Raw genomic sequence first — 19,156 nt, forward strand, 5'->3', positions numbered from 1 at the left:
CAGAAGCTCAGCTCGACTTGGCCGAGGGATAGATTTCGCCGGCGCGCAGCAGCTCCAGCACGGTGTCGCGCTTGCGCAGCACGTGCGCCACGAGCACCTTGCGCATGGCCGCTGAGTCGCGTTTGGCCAGCGCATCGATCATCTGTTCGTGCTCTTCGACGGCGTGCTTCCACTTCGTCTCGTTCTGGTTGGTGCGAAAGCGCAGCGACTGCACGCGGGCGTTGATGGAGCGGTAGGTGTTCGACAGCACCGGGTTCGCGGCCGCCTCGTTGATGGCAGTGTGGATGCGTGCATTCAGGCGGTAGTAGCCCGAGAGATCGCGCCGCGAGAAGCAGGCCAGCATTTCGTAGTGCAGCGCGCGCACTTCGGCCAGCTCTTCGTCGGTGATGCGCTTGGCGGCCAGTTCGCCCGACATGCCTTCGAGCATCGCCAGCACCTCGAAGGTGTCGAGCACGTCGGCCTCGGTGAGCTTCACCGCCACCGCGCCTCGGTTGGGCAGCAGGTCGACCAGCCCTTCGGCCGCGAGCAGCTTGATGGCCTCGCGCAGCGGCGTGCGCGACACGCGCAATTGCAGGCACAGCTCGCGCTCGTTGAGCTTGGCGCCAGGTGCGATGAGCCCTTCGACCAGCATGGTGCGCAGGCGCGCGGCCACCTGGTCGTGCAGGGAGAGTCTGGAGATTTCGATGATGTCGGCTGTCATGGCTTTGCCTCTTGATTGCATTTTGAATGCAAAAAAGAAGGCTCACAACCCAAGTGAATAAGGGTAAACCATCAAACAAAAAAGCATTTTGAATGCAAAACTGAATGCGAAAGGACAGTCCATGCTGCAACTCGACATCCATCCCACCGGCCGCCACTTCCTCCAGATTCCCGGCCCCAGCCCGGTGCCCGACCGCATCCTGCGGGCCATGAGCCTGCCCACCATCGACCACCGCGGGCCCGAATTCGGCACGCTGGGCCTGAAGGTGCTCGGCGGCATCAAGCAGATCTTCAAGACGAAGCACCCGGTCGCTATCTACCCCGCCTCGGGCACCGGCGCCTGGGAGGCCGCGCTCGCCAACACGCTGAGCCCCGGCGACCACGTGCTCATGTACGAGACCGGCCATTTCGCCTCGCTGTGGCAGAAGATGGCCACGCGCCTCGGCCTATCGACGGAGTTCCTCTCGTGGTCGGGCACCGATGCGCAATTGCCCAACGCGCCCAGCTGGCGCCGCGGCGTGCAAGCCGAACTCATCGAAGCCCGCCTGCGCAAGGACACCGAAAAGAAGATCAAGGCCGTGTGCGTGGTGCACAACGAAACCTCCACCGGCGTCACCTCCGACATCGCCTCGGTGCGCAAGGCCATCGACGCTGCGGGCCACCCCGCCCTGCTGATGGTCGACAGCATCTCGGGCCTGGCCAGCGCCGATTTCCGTCATGACGAATGGGGCGTGGACGTGACCATCAGCGGCTCGCAGAAGGGCCTGATGCTGCCGCCGGGCATCAGCTTCAACGCGCTCTCGCCGCACGCTCTTGAAGCCGCGAAGAGCGCGAAGCTGCCGCGCGCCTTCTGGGCCTGGGACGAGATCGTCGAGATGAACAAGGACGGCTATTGGCCCTATACGCCCAATACCAACCTGCTTTATGGCCTCTCGGAATCGCTGGACATGCTGCTCGGCGAAGGGCTCGACAACGTGTTCGTGCGCCACCAGCGCTGGGCCGCCGGCGTGCGTGCAGCGGTCAATGCGTGGGGCCTGCCGATCCAGTGCGCAGACCCGGCCGTGTATTCGCCCGTGCTCACCGGCGTGATCACGCCCGAAGGCATCGATGCCGACGCGCTGCGCCGCCTGATCCACCAGCGCTTCGATCTTTCGCTGGGCACCGGCCTGGGCAAGCTCAAGGGCCGCATGTTCCGCATGGGCCATCTGGGCGACAGCAACGACCTGACGCTGGTAGCGATGGTCGCGGGCGTCGAGATGGGCATGAAGCTCTCGGGCATCAAGCTGGCCGGCAGCGGCGTGCATGCGGCGATGGACCATTTCTCGAACCACACGGCACCGGCCGCGCTGCAAAAAGCCGCATAGGCACGCGGGGCCGCCCCGGCGCGCATCGGACCATTCCCACCCACGACGGAGACCAAGAAGATGCAGAGACGTTCGTTGATCCAGGCCGCGGGCGCCGCGGCCGCCACACTGGGCGTGCCCCGGCTCTTCGCGCAGGAATGGCCATCGGGGCCGGTGCGCATCGTGGTCGGCTTTCCGCCGGGCGGCGGCACCGATGCGCTGGCCCGCGTGGTCGCGCAGAAGCTCACCATCATGTGGGGCCAGCAGGTCATCGTCGAGAACAAGGGCGGCGTGGCCGGCGTGCTCGCGGCCGACTACGTGGCGCAGCAGCCGAGCGACGGCAGCACGCTGCTGATGGCCCACATCAACAGCCACGCACTCGCACCCAGCCTGCAGCCCAAGCTGCGCTACAACGTGGAGCGCGACTTCGTGCCGATCGTGCTGGTGGGCGTCACGCCCAACCTGCTGATCGCCAACCCGGGCCAGAAGGCGCTCACGGTGAAAGACATCGTGTCCGCCTGCAAGGCCGCTCCCGGCACCATCAGCTTCGGCTCGGCCGGCGCGGGCTCGGCGCAGCACCTGGCGCTGGAGATGTTCAAGCTGCAGGGCGGCGTCGATGCGCTGCACGTGCCCTACAAGGGCAGCGGCCCGCTGCTGGCCGACCTCATGGGCGGGCAGATCCAGTACAGCTTCGAGACCATGACGGCCGCCACGCCGCACGTGAAGAACGGCCGCGTCATCGCCGTGGCGCAGACGCGCACCAAGCGTGCCAAAGGCCATCCCAACGTGCCGACGATGCAGGAGCAAGGCTTTGCCGGCTTCGAGGCGACCACGTGGTACGGGCTCGCCGGGCCGGGCAAGTTGCCGGCGTCGATTGCGCAGAAGGTGAATCGAGACGTGAATACGGTGCTGGCAATGCCCGATGTGCAGGAGCGGATGGACACCTACGGCGCGGAAGACGGCGGTGGTTCGCAGGACAAGTTCAGGCAGTTCATCAGCACCGAGATTGCGAAGTGGGCGAAGGTGGTGAAGGACGGCAACGTTCACGTCGAAAGCTGAAGAACCAGTCTCACCCCCAGGCTTCGCGCACTTCGTGTCGCTGCGCCAACCCCCTTCCGGGGGCAACACCGGAGGCCCGGCAAAGCCGGTTCCTCGGTGTTCCACGAAAGGACGCCGACACCAGCCAGGTTTTGCTGAGAAGATCCGAAAAATGACCCCATCCCAGACTGCCCTCACCGACGCACTCGTGGCCGCACGCCGCGGCAATCGCACCCTCGACGCCACGCCCTGGCTCGGCACGCTCGAAACCGACACGCAAGCCTATGAGGTGCAAGACGCCGTCGCGGCTGCACTCGGCTGGTTCGACGGTCGCCCAGTACCGGGCGCGTGGAAGTCCGGTGGCGGCTCCCGCAGCGCGACGCTCACACATGCGCCGCTGCCGCCTTCCGGCGTGCGCCAGAGCCCCGCGAACTTCAGCGACCTCGTGTTCAACACGCCCGGCATCGAGGCCGAAATTGCCTTGCGTCTCGGCCAGGACGTCACGCCCGCGCAGGCAGCGAAGCTCGATCACGCAAGCGCCGTCTCACTCGTCGATGCCATTACCGTCTCCGTCGAGGTAGTCGACACGCGCTGGCAAGACCTCGCCTCGACACCTGCCCTGCTCCGCCTGGCCGATTCGCAAGTGCACGGCGCGCTGGTGCTCGGCGAGTGGAAGCCCTACGCCGCCATCGACTGGGCCTCGCAGCACTGCGAAGCGAAGATCGGCGACGCTGAGACGGTGGTGCGCGAAGGCACGCATCCGCTGGCCGACCCCACCTGGCTGCTGCCGATCTGGCTGCGCCACCTCACGCGCCACGGGCAGACCGTGCCCGCCGGCACGGTGGTCACCACCGGTTCGTGGGTCGGCATCCTGCCCTGCCGGCGCGGAGATCAGGTGACGGCGGAATTCCCCGGCATCGGCGCTGTCCGCTTGAGCGTGTAGCGCCCGCCGCCCACGCCCGAGCAAGCCACCAGAAAGTCGAGCACCGCCCGCACCCGCGCGGGCAGCGTGCCGGCCTTGCCGATGTACACCGCGTGAATCGGCTCGATCTCACCGGCGTTGAATTCATCGAGCAGCGGCACCAGCCGGCCAGCGTCGATGTCGTGCTGTATGTGATACAGCGACAGCCGCGCCACCCCCGCCCCCGCGATGGCCAACTGCCGCAGCGTTTCGCCGTCGCCCGCGCGCACCGGGCCGGCCACGGGCAGCCACACCATGCGGCCGTCCACACGCAGCGGCCAGTCGGGCGAATTGCGCCGGTAACTCCAGCCAAGGCGGTTGTGCGCCTCCAGTTCCTGCGGCGTGCGCGGCGTACCGTACTTCGCAAGGTAGTCCGGCGCGGCGACGATGGCCTGGCTGGTTTCGCCCAGCCGCCGCGCCACGAGGTCGGACGATGGCAGCTGGCCCCAGCGGATCGCGATGTCGGCGCGTTCGTCCATCAAGTCGACGATGCGGTCGGTCAGCGCAATGTCGAGCGTGATCTGCGGATGTAGTTCGAGCAGGCGCGGCACCAGAGGCACCAGCTTGTGATGGCCGAACGAGACGCTGGCGTTGATGCTCACCCGCCCACGTGGCGCGGCGCCGGCCGCCGCGCAGCGCTCGGCCTCGTCCATGTCGGCCAGCACGCGCAGGCTGCGTTCGTAGAACTCCATGCCTTCGGGCGTGAGCTGCAGCTTGCGCGTGGAGCGGTGCACCAGCTGGATGCCCAGGCGCAATTCGAGCCGCGCCACCAGCTTGCTCACGGCCGAGGGCGTCATGCCCAGCAGACGCGCCGCCGCCGAGAAACCGCCTGACTCGACCACCTGCACGAAGGCCTCCATCTCGCCGGAGCGGTTGACGTCGATGCGCGGCATGGCTGCTTCTCCAATTTGTGAATTCAAATCACAAGTATGTGTACCAGCGGCATTCTAGTCATCGAAGGCTTTCGTCCGCACAGTACAGGGCATCATGCCAATCGCTCTACTCGCCCTCACCGCCGGTGCCTTCGGTATAGGCACCACCGAGTTCGTCATCATGGGCCTGCTGCTGCAGGTATCGACGGATCTTCATGTCTCCATCACGGCCGCCGGCCTGCTGATCTCGGGCTACGCGCTCGGGGTCGCGGTCGGCGCGCCGGTGCTCACCATTGCCACCCGCAAGCTGCCGCGCAAGACCGTGCTGCTGGCGCTCATGGCGATCTTCACGCTCGGCAACCTCGCCTGTGCCGTGGCGCCCAACTACGAAATGCTGATGGCCGCGCGCGTCATCACCTCGCTGGCGCACGGCACTTTCTTCGGCGTCGGCTCGGTGGTGGCCACCGGCCTGGTGGCGCCCGAACGCCGCGCCTCGGCCATCGCGATCATGTTCACCGGCCTGACCGCCGCAACGCTGCTCGGCGTGCCGGCCGGCGCGTGGCTGGGCCTGCAGTTCGGCTGGCGCTCGGCCTTCTGGGCCGTAACGCTGATCGGCGTGCTGGCCTTCACGGTGCTCGCGGTGTTCGTGCCGCGCGTCAAGGGCGAGGCAAAGCCTGCGCCGCTGCGCGAAGAACTGGCTGTGCTGGCGCGCCCGCAGGTGCTGCTCGGCCTGGCGATGACGGTGCTCGGCTTTGCCGGCGTGTTCGTGGTGTTCACCTACATCCAGCCACTGCTCACGCAGGTCACCGGTCTTTCGGAGTCGGCTGTGTCGCCGATCCTGCTGGTGTTCGGCGGCGGCCTTGCGGTCGGCAACATCCTCGGCGGCAAGCTGGCCGACCGTGCGCCGATGGCAGCCGTGCTCGGCACGCTGGTGGCTCTGGCGGTGGTGCTCGGCGCGATGCAGTTCACTATCGGCACGCCGTTCACCGCGGTGGTCTTCGTCGGCCTGCTCGGCGTGGCCTCGTTCGCCACCGTGGCGCCCATGCAGTTGCGGGTGCTGGAGAAGGCCTCGGGCGCGGGCCAGAACCTTGCGTCGAGCCTGAACATCGCGGCCTTCAACCTTGGCAATGCGCTCGGCGCCTGGGTTGGCGGTGTGGTGATCGACCATGGCCCGGGGCTGCGCGCACTGGGTTGGGTGGCGGCGCTGCTCACGCTGGTGGGGCTGGCCATCGCGCTGTGGAGCCGCTCGCTCGACCGGCGCGAACCGCGCAATGCGCTGGGGGATTGCGCTTCGGCGCGGGTCTGATCCTCTTCCAAGAGGTGAAGGGATTGGGGATTGCAGAATCCCGCATGCGCAACGCTCCCCTCATCACCCGCCCCGCCAACGCCGCCGACGCTCCTGCGCTGGCGGCGTTGTCGATCCAGGTCTGGCTCGCCACCTACGCGACCGCGGGCGTGAACGACCTGCTCGCGCGCTACGTGCTCGACCAGTTCACGCCGGCCGCGTTCATCGCGTGGACGAACGACGCAGACACCGCCTTGATCGTCGCCGAGGCCGATGCCCATCTCGTCGGCTATGCGCGCCTGCGCTTCGGTGGGCGACAGGCCCTCGTTCCCTCAGCCAGCACCGAGCTCTGCACGCTCTACGTGCAGGAGCCGTTCACCCGATCGGGCGTGGGCTCCGCATTGCTCGACAAGGCTCGCGCCACGGTCCGCGACCGGACAGGCAACGATGCGCTGTGGCTGACGGTCAACGTCCAGAACCAGCGGGCGTGCCGCTTCTACGAGAAGCACGGGTTCGCCAGAAAAGGCACGACCTGGTTCGCACTGGGCGAAGGCCGCCACGAGAACCACGTGCTGGGCCGGCCATGAGCGGCCGCCGGAATGATCAGTGCTGCCGCGTAGGCGAATCGCTGCGCGCCTCTTCCATCGGCATGAAGAACTCGAACCGGTTGCGCCCCGCCGCCTTGGCGTTGTAGAGCGCGACGTCGGCCCGCGCCAGCAGTTCTTCGGCTGTCACGGAGGAATCGGCCGCGCGGTGATACGCGATGCCGATGCTGGTCGTCACCTCGATGCGCTGGCCGTCCACCACGAAGGGCGGCGTGCGGATGCTTTCCACAACCTTGGCCGCTACCGTGGCTGCAGTGCCCGGCGCGTTCAGGCCTTCGAGCACCAGCACGAACTCGTCGCCGGCCAGCCGGGCCACCATGTCGGTGCCGCGCACGCAACCCAGCAGCCGCCGCGCGTATTCGGCCAGCACCGCATCGCCCACCGCGTGGCCCATGGTGTCGTTGATGGCCTTGAAGTGGTCGATGTCGAGGAACATCAGCGCCATTGCGTGGCCGGTGAGCTGCCCGCGCAACACGGCTTCGGGCAGGTACTCGTTGAAAGCCAGCCGGTTGGGCAGGCCAGTGAGCGTGTCGAGCCGCGCCAGCTCGATGAGCTTGTGCTCCACCACCTTCAGCGCCGTGATGTCGAGCGCCAGCGAGAAGATGCCGTGCGTCGCCCCGTCGGCGCGCACGTCGGGCACGTAGATCACCTGCGTGACGCGGTCGAACCCCGCGCGCTGCGTGCTGGTCTCGAACTCCACACGCTCGCCGGACAGCGCCCGGGCGAGCATCGGCTGGCGCGACAGGTACACATCGCGGCCCGACACCTCCTGCACGTGGCGCCCCAGCACCTGGACCGGATCGAGCCCGAGCCACTCGCGGCTGGTGGCGTTGGCGAAGGTGATCTTCTCCTCGCGATCGATGTAGGTGATCAGCGCCGGCATGTTGTCGGTGATGGCGCGCAGGCGCAGTTCGCTCTCGGCCTGGCGCAGCTCCGCCTCTTTCAGCGCCGTGATGTTGAAGGACATCAGGTAGAAGCCCACGACCTCGCCGCGCAGGTTCTTGTCCGGTATCAGGTTGACCTGGAAGTACCCCTCCCTGCCGTGGATGGGTGCACGCACCGGAAAGCGCACTTTCTTGCCAGAGAACAGCACGGGAAGGTAGGGCTTGTGCTGCGCGTACACCGCCCTGCCGAGGGCAGAGCGCATGGTCGTGCCCTGCAGCGGTGCACCTTCGCTCAGGCCCGCCATCTGCCGCGCCCGGATGTTGGCGAACAGGCAGTTCTGCTCGCGGTCGAAATAGCCGACCAGCGCCGGAATGCTGTCGGTCACGTCGCGCAGCAGCTTTTCCTGCTCGGTCAGGGCCCGGCGGATGTTCACTTCCTCGGTGATGTCGAAGGTCATCGAGAACACGCCGCACACCACGCCGTCGGCATCGACGTCAGGAATGTAGTGGGCCTTGAAGGTGCGGTTGCCGATGCCCAGGGCCGGGTCGCCCGACTTCTCGAGGATCACCGTCTCGCCGGCCAGCGCGCGCATGAAGTGCGGCTCCACGAGCGCAAAGTCTGCGGCGCCGCGCACCTCGGGCATCAGGCGCCCCACCAGCGCTGAGTTGTTGTGCAGGGCCCGCACGTGTGCATTGACGAAGGTGTAGCGCAGCGATGCGTCTACATGCGAAACCATCGCCGGGATGTTGTCGGCAATGGTGCGCACCTGCGCCTCGCTGCGCGCAAGGCTGAGCTCGATGGCGCGCCGCTGTGCCATCAGCTCGTCGAAGGTGCGCGAAAGGTCGCCGATCTCGTCGGGGGCGTAACTGCTGCGCGGCTCGGCGGCGGCTGCAGGTGCCTCCTTCGTGGACTGCATGTGCCGATGCAGCTCCGACAGCGGCTTCAGCTGCCGGCGCGCCACGCCCAGGGCCAGTGCGCCCGCGAACAGCGCGAGCGCCATCGCCCCGAACAATGCACCGCGCTCGATGGCGTCGATGCTCGCGAAGGCCTCGCTGCGCGGATACATGGCCCCGACGATCCAGTTGGTCTGCTCGGTGCGGTCGAAGGCATAGAGGGCGGGCACGCCGGCATCGTTGATGCCCTCGCTCGAGCCCTGGAAACCGGCCATCGCGCGCAGGATTTCGGCATTGCCGCGGCCATCCGCCTGGACCTGGTTCAGGATGCGCGAAGTCTGCGGATGGTCGACCACGATGCCGTCCACGGTCGTCACGAACAGGTAGCCGGTCTTGCCGAACCTGACGTCGCCGAGCGTGCCCAGGATGTTCCGGTCCTTCAGGTTGATGGCGCCGGAGATCACGAACCTCACCTGCCCCGCGTTGTCGAGCACCGGCTCGGTGATGGCCACCTGCGCCAGTCCGTTGAGGCGGTTGCGGTAAGGCTCGGACACGAGGCCGGCCTTGGAAGCGACCGTCTGCTGGAAGTAGGGGCGATCCTTCACGTTCACCTTGCCGATCGCCTGCACGCCGTTCAGGTTGGCTACCAGGTTGCCGTCCATGTCGACGAACGCAACGTTGTCGAAAGCCTTGCGCAGCGAGCCATGCTTCTCTAGAAAGGCCTGCAGCGCAGCGCCCTGGAGGTCCTGCGCTTCCACGCTGCCGCCAAAGGTCTGCAGCAGGATCCGGCGGCTGCCGAATTTCTGGTCGATCGCATCCGCGATGGCGCCCACGCGGGCGACCTCCTCGGTCGCGATCGAGGCGCGCATGTTGCTCTTGACCAGATGCAGGGCGAAGGTGGCGATTGCGAAAGTGGTCAGCAGAACCACTGCTGCCACGCCGAGGCTCAGGCGCGTGTGCAAACCGAAGCGGATTTTCGAGAAGCCTGTTGGAGTCATTGAACTTGTTCGGAGCCGGTACGTTGCCGGCGGGGAGTTTCCGGGCAGAGTATCGGTGCGTTCCGCGTGCGGAGAAAGACTCAGGGACACAGGCTCCGATGAACCGCGTGGCACGGCGGAAAAATGAATTCCTTTGCCGTACTTTTGCCTTCCGGGAAGGAAAAGCGCGGGGCGCTGCGTCAGGTGCCCGAGGAATCCGCCGAGCGCTTGCTGGCCAGGGCGCGGCTTTCTTTCTTCAGCGCCTTCGACACCGGGCAGACCGCCTGTACGAAGCCGGTCAGCGTGTTGGCCAGGCTCTCGCGCTGCAGGCTGTAGAACACGAACTGGCCGCGCTTCTCGGCCTTTACCAGCCCCGCGCCTTCGAGGATCTTCAGGTGCTTGGAGAGCGAAGGCTTGGTCATGTCGAAGCGCGAGGCGATGTCGCCGGCCGACAGTTCGGTCTCCGACAGGTACGCCAGGATCTTGCGCCGCGGCGTGGAGGCAAGCGCTTCGAAAACTTTTTCCATCGGTTCAGTTTAGCTCGCGAGTAGGCAATTCTCTAATTAGTTATTTAGCCATTTAGCTAAATGAATGGCACAATGGCCCGAACAGGAGCCGACGACATGCAAGCACCCACCGCCCCTTCCCCGCGCACGGTTGTCTACTACAACAGCGCCTGTCCCGTCTGTGATGCCGGCGTTTGCGCCATGCGCGAGAAAACACCGGACGCAAGCGTCGAGTGGATCGACGTGCACACCCGCCCGGAAGTGCTCGAACCGCTGGGCCTGCAACTGGAGGACGTGCGCGAACGCCTGCACCTCGTCGACACCTCGGGCGCCACGCACATCGGCGCCGACGCCATCGCCGGCGTGCTGGCCCTTGCTCCGCGATGGCGCTGGCTGGCAAGGCCGCTTCAGTGGCCCGGGCTGCGAACGCTCGGCGCCTGGCTCTACAACCTCTTCGCGCACCAGCTCTACCGCTGGAACCGGTCGCGGGGTCATTGGTAAACCAAGGAGAAGAACCCATGAGCGCAGCATCCAACTTCGACCCCGCCGAACTGGCCAGATTCCAGGCCCTGGCCGACCGCTGGTGGGACCCGCAGTCTGAATTCCGCCCCCTGCACGAGATCAATCCGCTGCGGCTGGACTGGATCGACAAGCTCGCCGCGCTGAACGGCCGCAAGGTGCTCGACGTCGGTTGCGGCGGCGGCATCCTGGCCGAATCGATGGCGCACCGCGGCGCGGACGTGCTCGGCATCGACCTCGCCGACAAGCCGCTGAAGGTCGCAACGCTTCATGCACGCAGCAGCGCGGCAAGCGTGACCTACCAGGCCATTTCCGCCGAAGACCTGGCCGCTGACAACGAGGCGAAGTTCGATGTCGTCACCTGCATGGAGATGCTCGAACACGTGCCGTCGCCAGCAGCCGTGATCGAGGCCTGCGCCCGCATGGCGAAGCCCGGAGGCTGGGTCTTTTTCTCCACCATCAACCGCACGCCGTGGGCATGGCTGATCGCGATCTTCGGCGCGGAGCAGGTGCTGCGCATCCTGCCGCGCGGCACGCACGACTACCACAAGCTCATCCGCCCTGACGAACTCAAGAGCGCGGCCGCCAATGCCGGCCTCGCGCTGCGGGACCAGCGCGGCCTGGGCTACAACCTGCTCACCCGCAACTTCAGGCTCCACCGTTCGCTGAGCGTGGGCTATCTGCTTGCGATGCAGAAGAAGGATTGAGCCATCAGGCCTTCACGACCCGCGCGCTGGCCGTGGAGCGCGCCACGACGCGGCCGTCCGGATCGCTCAGTTGCGCCTCGAGAAAAGCGATGGTCTTGCCGCGCTGCACGACCCTGCCTTCGCCATACAGCAGGCCGGGCTTCGCGGCCGCCAGAAAAGACACGCTGAGGTCGATGGTGACGGAGTAAGTCTCTTCGCCATTCATGACCCACAACGCCGGCCCCATCGTGTCGTCGAGCATCGCGACGAGGATGCCGCCCTGCACCGCGCCCGCGGGGTTGAGAAACGCATCGGTGGCCATGAAGCTCAGGCGGATCGATCCTTTGGCCTTGTCGAAATCGAGCACGCGCTGACTGAAAAGCTCGGCGGTGGGCGGGCGGGGAAAGCGCTCAAGCAAAACGTCGGGCTTCATTTTTTCGCTCAGGAAGTGGAGCGAAAAATCCTATGCCGCCGCTGCTGACAGCGTGGTGTCAGTAGCTGTCAACACATCGACAAGCTCGTCCACGCGCTGCTCCGCACGCCGCATCGACTGCGCGAGCTGCTCGCCGCCGAACTCATCGGACTCCACTGCGGCCTCGAACACATCGGTGATGCCGATGTAGCCGAGAACCGAACGTACGCTGCCCTCGGTGTGGTTGAGATGCGCGATGCGCCCGCCCGCGTCGTAGCCGTGGTCGCCGCGCGCGCCGAGCAGCACCACGCGCTTGCCTGCGTCCGCCAGCAGCGGCCAGTACGGCACCGCGCCGCGCGAACGGTCGAAGCCGAAGGTGCGGCCCACGCGCACGATGTTGTCGATCCAGGCCTTGAACTGCGCGGGCACGCTGAAGTTGTACATCGGCAAGCCGATCACGACCACGTCGGCCGCAATGAGCTGATCGACCAGCCGGTCGCTCTCGGCAAGCGCTTCGGCCATCCACGGCTCGCGCGCGGCCGGCGGTGTGAAGGCCGCATGGATCCAGCGGCCGTCGACGTGCGCGGGCGGCCGCTGTCCTACGTCGAGGTAGTCGATGCGGTCGTCGGGCCGCGTCTTGCGCCAGCGCTCGACAAAACGCGCGGAGAGACGGCGCGTGTGCGAGCCGTGGAGATCGGTGTCGGAACGGCCCGGACGAGCGCTGGCGTCGATGTGAAGGAGGTTCATGGTCATGGCCTTTATGGATGAATTGATGTCTTTCATTCCGCGCTGCCAGAATGGCGCGCAGGCCTTGAATCTATGGATGCATGCCTGCCATCACAAACGACGATTTCTCTGCCTATGAACGAGATTGGCTCATCTATCAGACATCCCCGCCAGCTGCCTCCGCTGCTGTCGCTGCGCGCCTTCGAGGCCGCGGCCGCACACCTGAGCTTTCAGCGCGCAGCGCTCGAACTCTCGGTTACGCCCTCGGCCATCAGCCACCAGGTGCGTGCGCTCGAAGACACGCTCGGCCTGCCACTGTTCCGCAGGCTCACGCGACAGCTCGCGTTGACGCCTGCGGGCCAGCGACTGTTCGACGACCTGCGCATGGGCTTCGACGTGCTCGAAGCCGGTGTGGACAAGCTGCGCCGGCCGGCCGCATCGCAGGCCGTCACCCTCACCACCAACACCGCCTTCGCCGCGCGCTGGGTGCTGCCGCGCATGGAGGCGTTCCGCAAGGCCAGCCCCGGGGTGGAGCTGCGGCTGCATGCGAGCGATACCGTGGTCGATCTGGCGCGCGGCGATGCCGACATCGCTGTGCGCTCAGGCCGTGGCAACTGGCCGGGGCTGGTGTCGCGCGAACTGATGCCCGAGCGCTATGCGCCGTTGTGCAGCCCGATGCTGGGTCTCAAGCGCGCGGCAGACCTGCCAAAGCATCAGCTGATCCATTGCGACTGGCAGCCGCAGGCGCTCGCACCCGCCGTGTGGCCGCGCTGGTTTCGCGAAGCCGGCGTCGCACCGCCGAGGGGGCGTGCGATGAAGGCCTCAGGCCTGTCGTTTTCCGACGAGACGCATGCGATGCTGGCCGCGCTCGCGGGGCACGGCGTTGCATTGCTGAGCCTCACGCTGTCGGCCGAAGAGCTTCGCAGCGGCGCACTGGTGCAGCCCTTCGGGCCCGCGCTCGAAACCGGCAGCTACTTTCTTGCGGTTGCGAGCGGGAGGGAGAACGAGCCGGCCATCCGTGCCGTGTGGGAGTGGATTGCGTCGCAGGCCGCTACAGGCTAAGGCCACGAGCCTGCGAAAGGCGCTGACGCTGCTGATGCAGGCCGTGCCCAATTCGCCCCAGGAGTGAAAAGGCCTCCCGAAGGAGGCCTGCGCTGACCGGGTTCCAGGCGGGGCCCGGGCTTTCTCTTCATTCGACGCGCTTGCTCAGGAGAGTCGGCACGAGATAACCGTCGCGGTACACGGCCTCGATGCTTCCCTGCACGCGGTCGGCGGCATGCGCAGCCACGAATTTTTCCTCTGTCACGCGGTAGACCACCATGGTGCACGACGAGTGCTTGCTGAGGGTGCGGGCCACGCCTGTGGCCTGTCTTAGGGTTGGATATGTTTCCATGGGGGTAGCCTCCTTGTCTGCCTGACAGCCCAAATGTTAACTCTTTGGTACTCAAATATGCCTCAGGGTATTTTCTGAGCGTCAACGGTCGCCATTCTTGTCCGCCCCTCCCTTTTGCAGGAATCGGATGATCTGGCCATTGACATCCTCAGGCTGCGACATGGCCGCGATGTGGTCTGCGCCCGGCACGATCGCAGCCTCCAAGCCCGGCATCCGGCGCTGCGCCAGCTTCAGCATCGCCTGGGGTTCGTAAAGCTTTTCCGCGTCTTGTACCGCGCGCTGGCTTCCTCGCTCCTGAACTCGGGCGGCCCTGTCATGCGCCAAGGCCTTGGGCGAGCTGACTCAACTGGGGTTCGGACAGCCGGTAGCTGAGCCTGTCGAGAACCCTCCCGGCACCAAGGCCTTCGTAGAACGAGATGCCCCTGTCGTTCGATGCCTTGACGGGCCAGTCGATGCGACAGCAGCCGCTCTCGACAGCGTACCGAGCCACCCAGGCCATGAGCGCCCTGCCGGCTCCATTGCTCCTGCCAGAAGCCTTCACATACAGTTCCTTGAGCTGGCAGTGCTTGCGCCTGTCAGGAGCAAATTCGACGAGCGAATACACCAGCGAGATGGCCGCCAGACCAACCACCGCGCCGTCATCGCCTGAAGCCACGACCAGACGATGGGGCGACCCAGTCGCCAGGAGGTTGCCGAGGAGGTGCTCTCTCACGGCCTCCCGAGAGACTGTGGCGCCATCGTTGTAGAAGGCATGCAACTCGCACAGCAGGTCTGTCAGCGACTCATGCTGGGCTTCAGAGACAAGTTCAACGTGCATACGGTGTCCTTGGAGGCTCCCGGCCGAACGCGGCGATGCTACCAAGCTCACTACACTGCCCTCCGATGAACCACCCTCCTCGACCGCAGCGCGCGCGAGACATCCTGACTTCCTACTTCTGGAGCGGCGACGTCATCCGCAGCCGAAGCGTGAGCAATGTCGTGTTGTCTGCCACGGTCGACGTGCCTGTGCCCCCTGCGCGCCTGCTTGCAGATTGGGAGAGTGAGATTTCTTCGCGCCTGTTCCTGGAACCCGGAGACGTCGAACCATTGCCCCTGGCCCGGGCGCGTACGCGCTGGCCTGACTACAAACACTGCGTGCAGGCGGTGTCCGACTGGATGCGCACGCTTGGGCTGTCCGATGTGCTTGCCTCCAGCGACGTGGCCCTCATGGCCTGCCGCGGCGCGAAGTACCACCACGACGGTGCGCAGTACGGCGGCGCGGCCTTCTGCAATCTCTTCGTGAGCGAGGACAAGGGGCTGGACCTGCACTTTCCCTTTGCAGATCACAGGATCCCGCTGACCCGGGGCACGGTGGTGATCTTCGATACCGGCCAGCCTCACGCCGTCATTCAACGCGGCAGCAGCGGCTTCGATGCGGCCGACTTCGCACCCGCGCGGGATTGCAGCCAAGTGTTCCTGACCTGGGAACTGCCCATCGAGGATGTCCATGTCGGGCACGCACTGGGAGTCGCATTCGACATCGATCTTTCGACCCCACCGCAGCTGGATGAAGAGCAAGTCTGGCTGAACGGCGCACGGGCCATCGTGTGCCCGGAGTCCGGACGATGGCGCAGCGCCGACTGACTGATCGTCAGCGATTGGATGGAAGAGCCCTGGCAGCAGCCAGTTCGCCCAGACAGGCGTTGACCGCCTGGAGTGGTGCCTTCTCGTGGCAACGCGCTACCGCCTCGCGCGCAACGGCTTCGCTCAAGCGCCGCTCCCGCGCGGCCTCGACCTGGAATTCGACGATCCACTTCATGAGCCCAGCCAGCACGATCAGCAAGCCGACCAAGGCTGCGACCAGGGTCACCCGCCAGCCCTGAACGCGAAAGATGGATGCCGCGGATTTGCCCGCCATGGGTTCCTGCGAAGCCATCTAGCGGGGAAGGTCCGGAAAGACCCACATGCTCAAGCCGAGGATCAGGCCAGCACCCAGGAACATGATGGCTGCCGTCGTGAACATCGATGCCGCAATGATGTTCGGAACAAGGATGGCCACGACCACAAAGGCCACGGCTGCCACGATGCACAAGAGCACGGACAACCATGCCATGTACGCTGGCCCGCGCCCGGCCGCCAAAGGCTCGTCCGGGCTGGTTTCGGGTTGGAACGGTGTGCGCATGAATAGCCTCCCTCTTCGCAAGATGTCGCGTGTAATTCGGTAGCCGGTGCAGGCAGGTGCGAGGCAGCATGGACTGCGCGCAACCTTTCCTGACCTTCGTCAAAAAAGTACAGGAAGGTTAAGAAGAACAGCCGATCGGGCTAAGGGATTAATTCGCGCGCACCGCACATGAGAGCGGGTTCGGTGCAGAAAGCCAGTGAACCTGCGCAATATTTGACAAATGTCAAACATTGCGCAGCGCAGGCACCTCTCAGCCGCAGAGGTCGAAGATCGCTTCCATGATCAGCTGGTAGCCACTCCAGAACAGCCAGTGGTCGCTGCACTGGGTGAACGGCCCTGCGACAGCCGGGGCAGCCAGAGCCAGCGACGACAAGATCGCGGCCACGGCGCCAGCCTTGATTGCGGTTGCACGTTTCATGATTTCTTCCCTCCATTGGTACTTCTGAACGCAGGACATCTCGCTCCTGCAACCCGAGATGAGCCGCGCAAGCGACTCACCGCCGGACTCTAGGACTGCGAACGAGCGACCACCAGTGTCGAAAGTCACGCGCTCAGGCACCCAGCGGCTGAAGCCCCCTCACCCACTCGAACACCGCAGCGACGGCCGGCTCCGAACGCCGCGACTCGAGGCACACCAGATAGAACGGCAGCCCAGGCAACTCCGGACCGAAGGGCTGCACCAGATTGCCCGCGCGCAATTCGTCGGCAATCAGCGCAAGGCCCATCAACGCCACGCCTTGCCCCTGCAGCGCGGCAGACACGGTGTGCGTTTCGTCCGAGAACACCGGCCCGGCCGATACGTCGAGGCCGGGCACCTGCGCCTGCAGCTGCCACTCGGCCCAGGTGCCGGGCTGGCTCTTGTTGCCGGGGACCGCGAAGTGCAGCAGCGTGTGCCGCGTCAGGTCACTGCGCCGGCGCAGCTTGAGGGCGGGGCTGCAGGCCGGCGCGAAGACGTTGTCGAACAGCTTCTCGGCGACCATGCCCGGCCACTGTCCCTTGCCGTAGCGGATGGCGATGTCAGCCGTGACACCGTCGAGCGCAACCGCTTCGTGCGACGCATGAATGCGCAGGTCGAGCCTCGGGTGCAGCGCGCGCAAGGTGCTCACGCGCGGCAGCAGCCAGCGCGCCGCGACGGCCGGCGTGGCCGACAAGGTGATGGCGCTGCGCTCGGGCGGTGCACGCAGCCGCGCCACCGCATTCGCCATGGCATTGAACGATTCGCTCAGCACCGCCTGCAGTTCCCTGCCCTGCGGCGTGAGCACCAGTTGCCGCGGCTGGCGAATGAACAGCGGCACGCCGAGTGAGTCTTCGAGCTGCCGCACCTGGTGGCTGATGGCGGTAGGCGTGACCGAAAGCTCATTGGCCGCGAGCTTGGCGCTGCAGTGCCGCGCGGCCGCCTCGAAGGCGCGCAGCGCCGCCAGCGGAGGGAGTTGGCGAAGGTTGGCCATGGATGAATTAATTTTTTAGCAATGCAAAGAAATCGTCGTTTGTCGCGCTGGGTACATATGGATAAATTGAGAACCATGTCAAGCAGACAGCTGAATTCTCTTCATCCCATCCTTCACGTCAACGAGGACCACGCCATGACCACACTGCTCCACATCGACGCCAGCGCCCGCCCCGGCCGTTCCGGCACCCACGTTCACGGCTCGCATTCGCGCCGGCTGAGCCATCACTTCGTGTCGAGCTGGCTCGCGACGCAGCCGGGCACCGAGGTGATCTACCGCGACATCGGCGCCACGCCGCCGAGCAACGTCACCGGCGAATGGATCGCCTCGGGCTACACGCCCGCCGCAGAACGCGAACCGTGGATGCACGCCGTACTGGCCGAAAGCGACGCGCTGATTGCCGAGATCCGCCGCGCCGACGTGCTGGTGATCGGCGTGCCGATGTACAACTTCAGCATGCCGGCACCGCTCAAGTCATGGATCGACAACATCGTGCGCGTCGGAGCCACCTTCGACTTCGACCGCGGCCGCGAAAACCCGTATGTGCCGCTTCTGGCCGAGCGCAACCGCCGCACGGTGCTGCTGACCTCGTGCGGCAGCAGCGGCTACGGGCCGGGCGGGTTCCAGGCGCACCTCGACCTGCTCACGCCCGGCATCACGAGCCCGCTGGCCCTGCTCGGTCTCAACGAAGTGCACAGCGTGGCCATCGAGCACGCCGAAGACCATGGGGACCTGCTGGACCGCTCCATCGCCAGCGCGCTCGCCCGCGTCGAGGCGCTGGTGGGCGAGCTGCAGGCCTCCTGATGACTGGGAAAAAAACTGCTCAGGCCGAGCGCAGCTGCTCACGCAGCTTCTGCCCGATCTCTGGCCGCTCCAGGAAGGGGTCGGCCGGGTTGGTGATGGAGACGATGTTCTCCATGCGGCTGCGCACGTTGCCCAGCGCCTTCGGGTGGCTGAACACGTAGAACTGGTTGGCGGTGATGGCGTCGAACACCTTGGCCGCGACTTCGGCGGCCGTGATCTTGCCGCTGCTCACAGCCTTGTTGCTCATGGCCTGGCCGATGAGCTGGCTCTTGGTGAGCTCGGTTTCCTTCGGCGCATTCGGTCGGTTGCGCTCGCTGCTGGTGATGCCGGTAGGCACGAAGTACGGGCACAGCAGGCTCGCGCCGATCTGGTCGGTGACGAGGTTCAGGTCCTGGTACATCGTTTCGGTGAGGCTCACGACCGCGGCCTTCGCGGCGTTGTAGATGCCCATGTTGGGCGGCGTGAGCAGGCCCGCCATGCTGGCGGTGTTGGTGATGTGGCCCCGGTAGGCCGGGTCTTTCGCGGCGGCCTCGAGCATCATCGGCGTGAAGAGGCGCACGCCGTGAATCACGCCCCACAGGTCTACGCCCAGCACCCACTCCCAGTCGGCCACGGTGTTCTCCCACACCAGTCCACCGGCGCCCACGCCCGCGTTGTTGAACACGAAGTGCGGCGCGCCGAAGCGCTCCTTCACGGCAGCGGCCAGCGCTTCCATCTGCGCCGCGTTCGACACGTCGACCTTGCGCGCCAGCACCTGAGCACCGGCTGCTTCCATTTCTGCCTGGGCCTTGTCGAGCGCGTCCTGCTGCACGTCGACCAGCACGAGGTTCATGCCGCGGGCGGCGCCGATGCGCGCGCACTCCAGGCCGAAGCCCGAGCCCGCGCCGGTGAGTACGGCGGTCTTGCCCTTGAAGTCCTGAATCATTTGCCGGTGTCCTTCTGC

24 protein-coding genes are annotated in these 19,156 nt (G+C 66.1%); 10 read left to right on the top strand and 14 right to left on the bottom strand.

The features are described 5' to 3' along the window. Positions 1–7: 7 nt before the first annotated feature. Positions 8–700 (bottom strand): GntR family transcriptional regulator, encoded by a 693-nt coding sequence (locus ACN9MV_RS17130; RefSeq protein ID WP_093056858.1) that lies wholly within the window; start codon positions 698–700, stop codon positions 8–10. Between the two features lie 121 nt (positions 701–821). Here ACN9MV_RS17130 and ACN9MV_RS17135 point away from each other — a divergent pair, with 121 nt between their 5' ends. From ACN9MV_RS17135 to ACN9MV_RS17145, 3 genes are all read left to right on the top strand, one after another. Further along, on the top strand, positions 822–2,063 hold the full coding sequence (locus tag ACN9MV_RS17135) for a pyridoxal-phosphate-dependent aminotransferase family protein (RefSeq protein WP_426388753.1): 1,242 nt from the start codon (positions 822–824) through the stop codon (positions 2,061–2,063). Between the two features lie 60 nt (positions 2,064–2,123). After that, the gene (locus tag ACN9MV_RS17140) at positions 2,124–3,101 is read left to right on the top strand and encodes a Bug family tripartite tricarboxylate transporter substrate binding protein (RefSeq protein WP_093056860.1); all 978 of its coding nucleotides are present in this window, start codon (positions 2,124–2,126) and stop codon (positions 3,099–3,101) included. A gap of 151 nt (positions 3,102–3,252) precedes the next feature. Then, positions 3,253–4,023, top strand: coding sequence for a fumarylacetoacetate hydrolase family protein (locus tag ACN9MV_RS17145; protein ID WP_426388754.1), 771 nt, complete (start codon positions 3,253–3,255; stop codon positions 4,021–4,023). Here the strand turns inward: ACN9MV_RS17145 and ACN9MV_RS17150 are convergent. Beyond that, entirely contained in the window at positions 3,972–4,934 is a 963-nt protein-coding gene (locus tag ACN9MV_RS17150; RefSeq protein ID WP_426388755.1) for a LysR substrate-binding domain-containing protein, read from the bottom strand. The genes ACN9MV_RS17145 and ACN9MV_RS17150 overlap by 52 nt on opposite strands. A 94-nt stretch (positions 4,935–5,028) precedes the next feature. Between ACN9MV_RS17150 and ACN9MV_RS17155 the strand changes: the two genes are divergently transcribed. After that, positions 5,029–6,219 carry an MFS transporter gene (locus tag ACN9MV_RS17155; RefSeq protein ID WP_093056863.1) on the top strand — a complete coding sequence of 397 codons (1,191 nt, stop codon included), beginning with the start codon at positions 5,029–5,031 and terminating at the stop codon, positions 6,217–6,219. 44 nt (positions 6,220–6,263) lie between these two features. After that, positions 6,264–6,785, top strand: a complete 522-nt coding sequence (locus tag ACN9MV_RS17160; protein WP_426388757.1) for a GNAT family N-acetyltransferase — start codon at positions 6,264–6,266, stop codon at positions 6,783–6,785. Positions 6,786–6,801: 16 nt separating this feature from the next. On the opposite strand, the gene ACN9MV_RS17165 is transcribed toward ACN9MV_RS17160, so the two are convergent. Both ACN9MV_RS17165 and ACN9MV_RS17170 read right to left on the bottom strand, forming a co-directional pair. Next, entirely contained in the window at positions 6,802–9,579 is a 2,778-nt protein-coding gene (locus tag ACN9MV_RS17165) for a sensor domain-containing diguanylate cyclase (RefSeq protein WP_093173409.1), read from the bottom strand. 179 nt (positions 9,580–9,758) lie between these two features. Continuing rightward, the gene (locus ACN9MV_RS17170; RefSeq protein ID WP_093056865.1) at positions 9,759–10,085 is read right to left on the bottom strand and encodes a metalloregulator ArsR/SmtB family transcription factor; all 327 of its coding nucleotides are present in this window, start codon (positions 10,083–10,085) and stop codon (positions 9,759–9,761) included. A 96-nt stretch (positions 10,086–10,181) separates the two neighbouring features. Here ACN9MV_RS17170 and ACN9MV_RS17175 point away from each other — a divergent pair, with 96 nt between their 5' ends. Beyond that, the gene (locus ACN9MV_RS17175) at positions 10,182–10,565 is read left to right on the top strand and encodes a thiol-disulfide oxidoreductase DCC family protein (RefSeq protein WP_426388758.1); all 384 of its coding nucleotides are present in this window, start codon (positions 10,182–10,184) and stop codon (positions 10,563–10,565) included. A gap of 17 nt (positions 10,566–10,582) precedes the next feature. Then, positions 10,583–11,290 (top strand): bifunctional 2-polyprenyl-6-hydroxyphenol methylase/3-demethylubiquinol 3-O-methyltransferase UbiG, encoded by a 708-nt coding sequence (gene ubiG, locus ACN9MV_RS17180; RefSeq protein WP_426388759.1) that lies wholly within the window; start codon positions 10,583–10,585, stop codon positions 11,288–11,290. A 4-nt stretch (positions 11,291–11,294) separates the two neighbouring features. Here the strand turns inward: ubiG and ACN9MV_RS17185 are convergent, their stop codons facing one another. Continuing rightward, entirely contained in the window at positions 11,295–11,702 is a 408-nt protein-coding gene (locus ACN9MV_RS17185; RefSeq protein ID WP_093173401.1) for a PaaI family thioesterase, read from the bottom strand. 30 nt (positions 11,703–11,732) lie between these two features. Continuing rightward, complete coding sequence (locus ACN9MV_RS17190; RefSeq protein WP_426388760.1) at positions 11,733–12,434, bottom strand: FMN-dependent NADH-azoreductase; 702 nt, start codon at positions 12,432–12,434, stop codon at positions 11,733–11,735. A 108-nt stretch (positions 12,435–12,542) separates the two neighbouring features. Here ACN9MV_RS17190 and ACN9MV_RS17195 point away from each other — a divergent pair, with 108 nt between their 5' ends. Beyond that, positions 12,543–13,469 carry a LysR substrate-binding domain-containing protein gene (locus ACN9MV_RS17195; RefSeq protein WP_426388761.1) on the top strand — a complete coding sequence of 309 codons (927 nt, stop codon included), beginning with the start codon at positions 12,543–12,545 and terminating at the stop codon, positions 13,467–13,469. A 127-nt stretch (positions 13,470–13,596) separates the two neighbouring features. On the opposite strand, the gene ACN9MV_RS17200 is transcribed toward ACN9MV_RS17195, so the two are convergent. The 3 genes from ACN9MV_RS17200 to ACN9MV_RS17210 form a co-directional block, all read right to left on the bottom strand. Beyond that, complete coding sequence (locus ACN9MV_RS17200) at positions 13,597–13,764, bottom strand: hypothetical protein (RefSeq protein WP_179830439.1); 168 nt, start codon at positions 13,762–13,764, stop codon at positions 13,597–13,599. Positions 13,765–13,881: 117 nt separating this feature from the next. After that, the gene (locus ACN9MV_RS17205) at positions 13,882–14,037 is read right to left on the bottom strand and encodes an alpha/beta fold hydrolase (protein ID WP_177192710.1); all 156 of its coding nucleotides are present in this window, start codon (positions 14,035–14,037) and stop codon (positions 13,882–13,884) included. 76 nt (positions 14,038–14,113) lie between these two features. Further along, complete coding sequence (locus tag ACN9MV_RS17210; protein ID WP_426388763.1) at positions 14,114–14,617, bottom strand: GNAT family N-acetyltransferase; 504 nt, start codon at positions 14,615–14,617, stop codon at positions 14,114–14,116. Positions 14,618–14,682: 65 nt separating this feature from the next. Between ACN9MV_RS17210 and ACN9MV_RS17215 the strand changes: the two genes are divergently transcribed. Further along, the gene (locus tag ACN9MV_RS17215) at positions 14,683–15,423 is read left to right on the top strand and encodes a hypothetical protein (protein ID WP_426388764.1); all 741 of its coding nucleotides are present in this window, start codon (positions 14,683–14,685) and stop codon (positions 15,421–15,423) included. 7 nt (positions 15,424–15,430) lie between these two features. On the opposite strand, the gene ACN9MV_RS17220 is transcribed toward ACN9MV_RS17215, so the two are convergent. From ACN9MV_RS17220 to ACN9MV_RS17235, 4 genes are all read right to left on the bottom strand, one after another. Next, entirely contained in the window at positions 15,431–15,715 is a 285-nt protein-coding gene (locus ACN9MV_RS17220) for a hypothetical protein (protein ID WP_426388765.1), read from the bottom strand. After that, a complete protein-coding gene (locus ACN9MV_RS17225; RefSeq protein ID WP_093056874.1) occupies positions 15,716–15,961 on the bottom strand; it encodes a hypothetical protein in 246 nt (81 codons plus the stop codon). Positions 15,962–16,211: 250 nt separating this feature from the next. Further along, positions 16,212–16,379, bottom strand: coding sequence for a hypothetical protein (locus ACN9MV_RS17230; protein WP_176928836.1), 168 nt, complete (start codon positions 16,377–16,379; stop codon positions 16,212–16,214). A gap of 133 nt (positions 16,380–16,512) precedes the next feature. Then, complete coding sequence (locus ACN9MV_RS17235) at positions 16,513–17,409, bottom strand: LysR substrate-binding domain-containing protein (protein ID WP_426388767.1); 897 nt, start codon at positions 17,407–17,409, stop codon at positions 16,513–16,515. A 135-nt stretch (positions 17,410–17,544) separates the two neighbouring features. On the opposite strand from ACN9MV_RS17235, the gene ACN9MV_RS17240 reads away from it, so the two are divergent. Beyond that, positions 17,545–18,213 (top strand): FMN-dependent NADH-azoreductase, encoded by a 669-nt coding sequence (locus ACN9MV_RS17240; protein ID WP_426388769.1) that lies wholly within the window; start codon positions 17,545–17,547, stop codon positions 18,211–18,213. Between the two features lie 19 nt (positions 18,214–18,232). Here ACN9MV_RS17240 and ACN9MV_RS17245 read toward each other — a convergent pair whose 3' ends face one another. Further along, a complete protein-coding gene (locus tag ACN9MV_RS17245) occupies positions 18,233–19,138 on the bottom strand; it encodes an SDR family oxidoreductase (protein ID WP_093056878.1) in 906 nt (301 codons plus the stop codon). Positions 19,139–19,156 lie beyond the last annotated feature (18 nt).

The sequence above is a fragment of the Variovorax sp. R-27 genome (assembly GCF_049913215.1).
Classification (GTDB): domain Bacteria; phylum Pseudomonadota; class Gammaproteobacteria; order Burkholderiales; family Burkholderiaceae_C; genus Variovorax.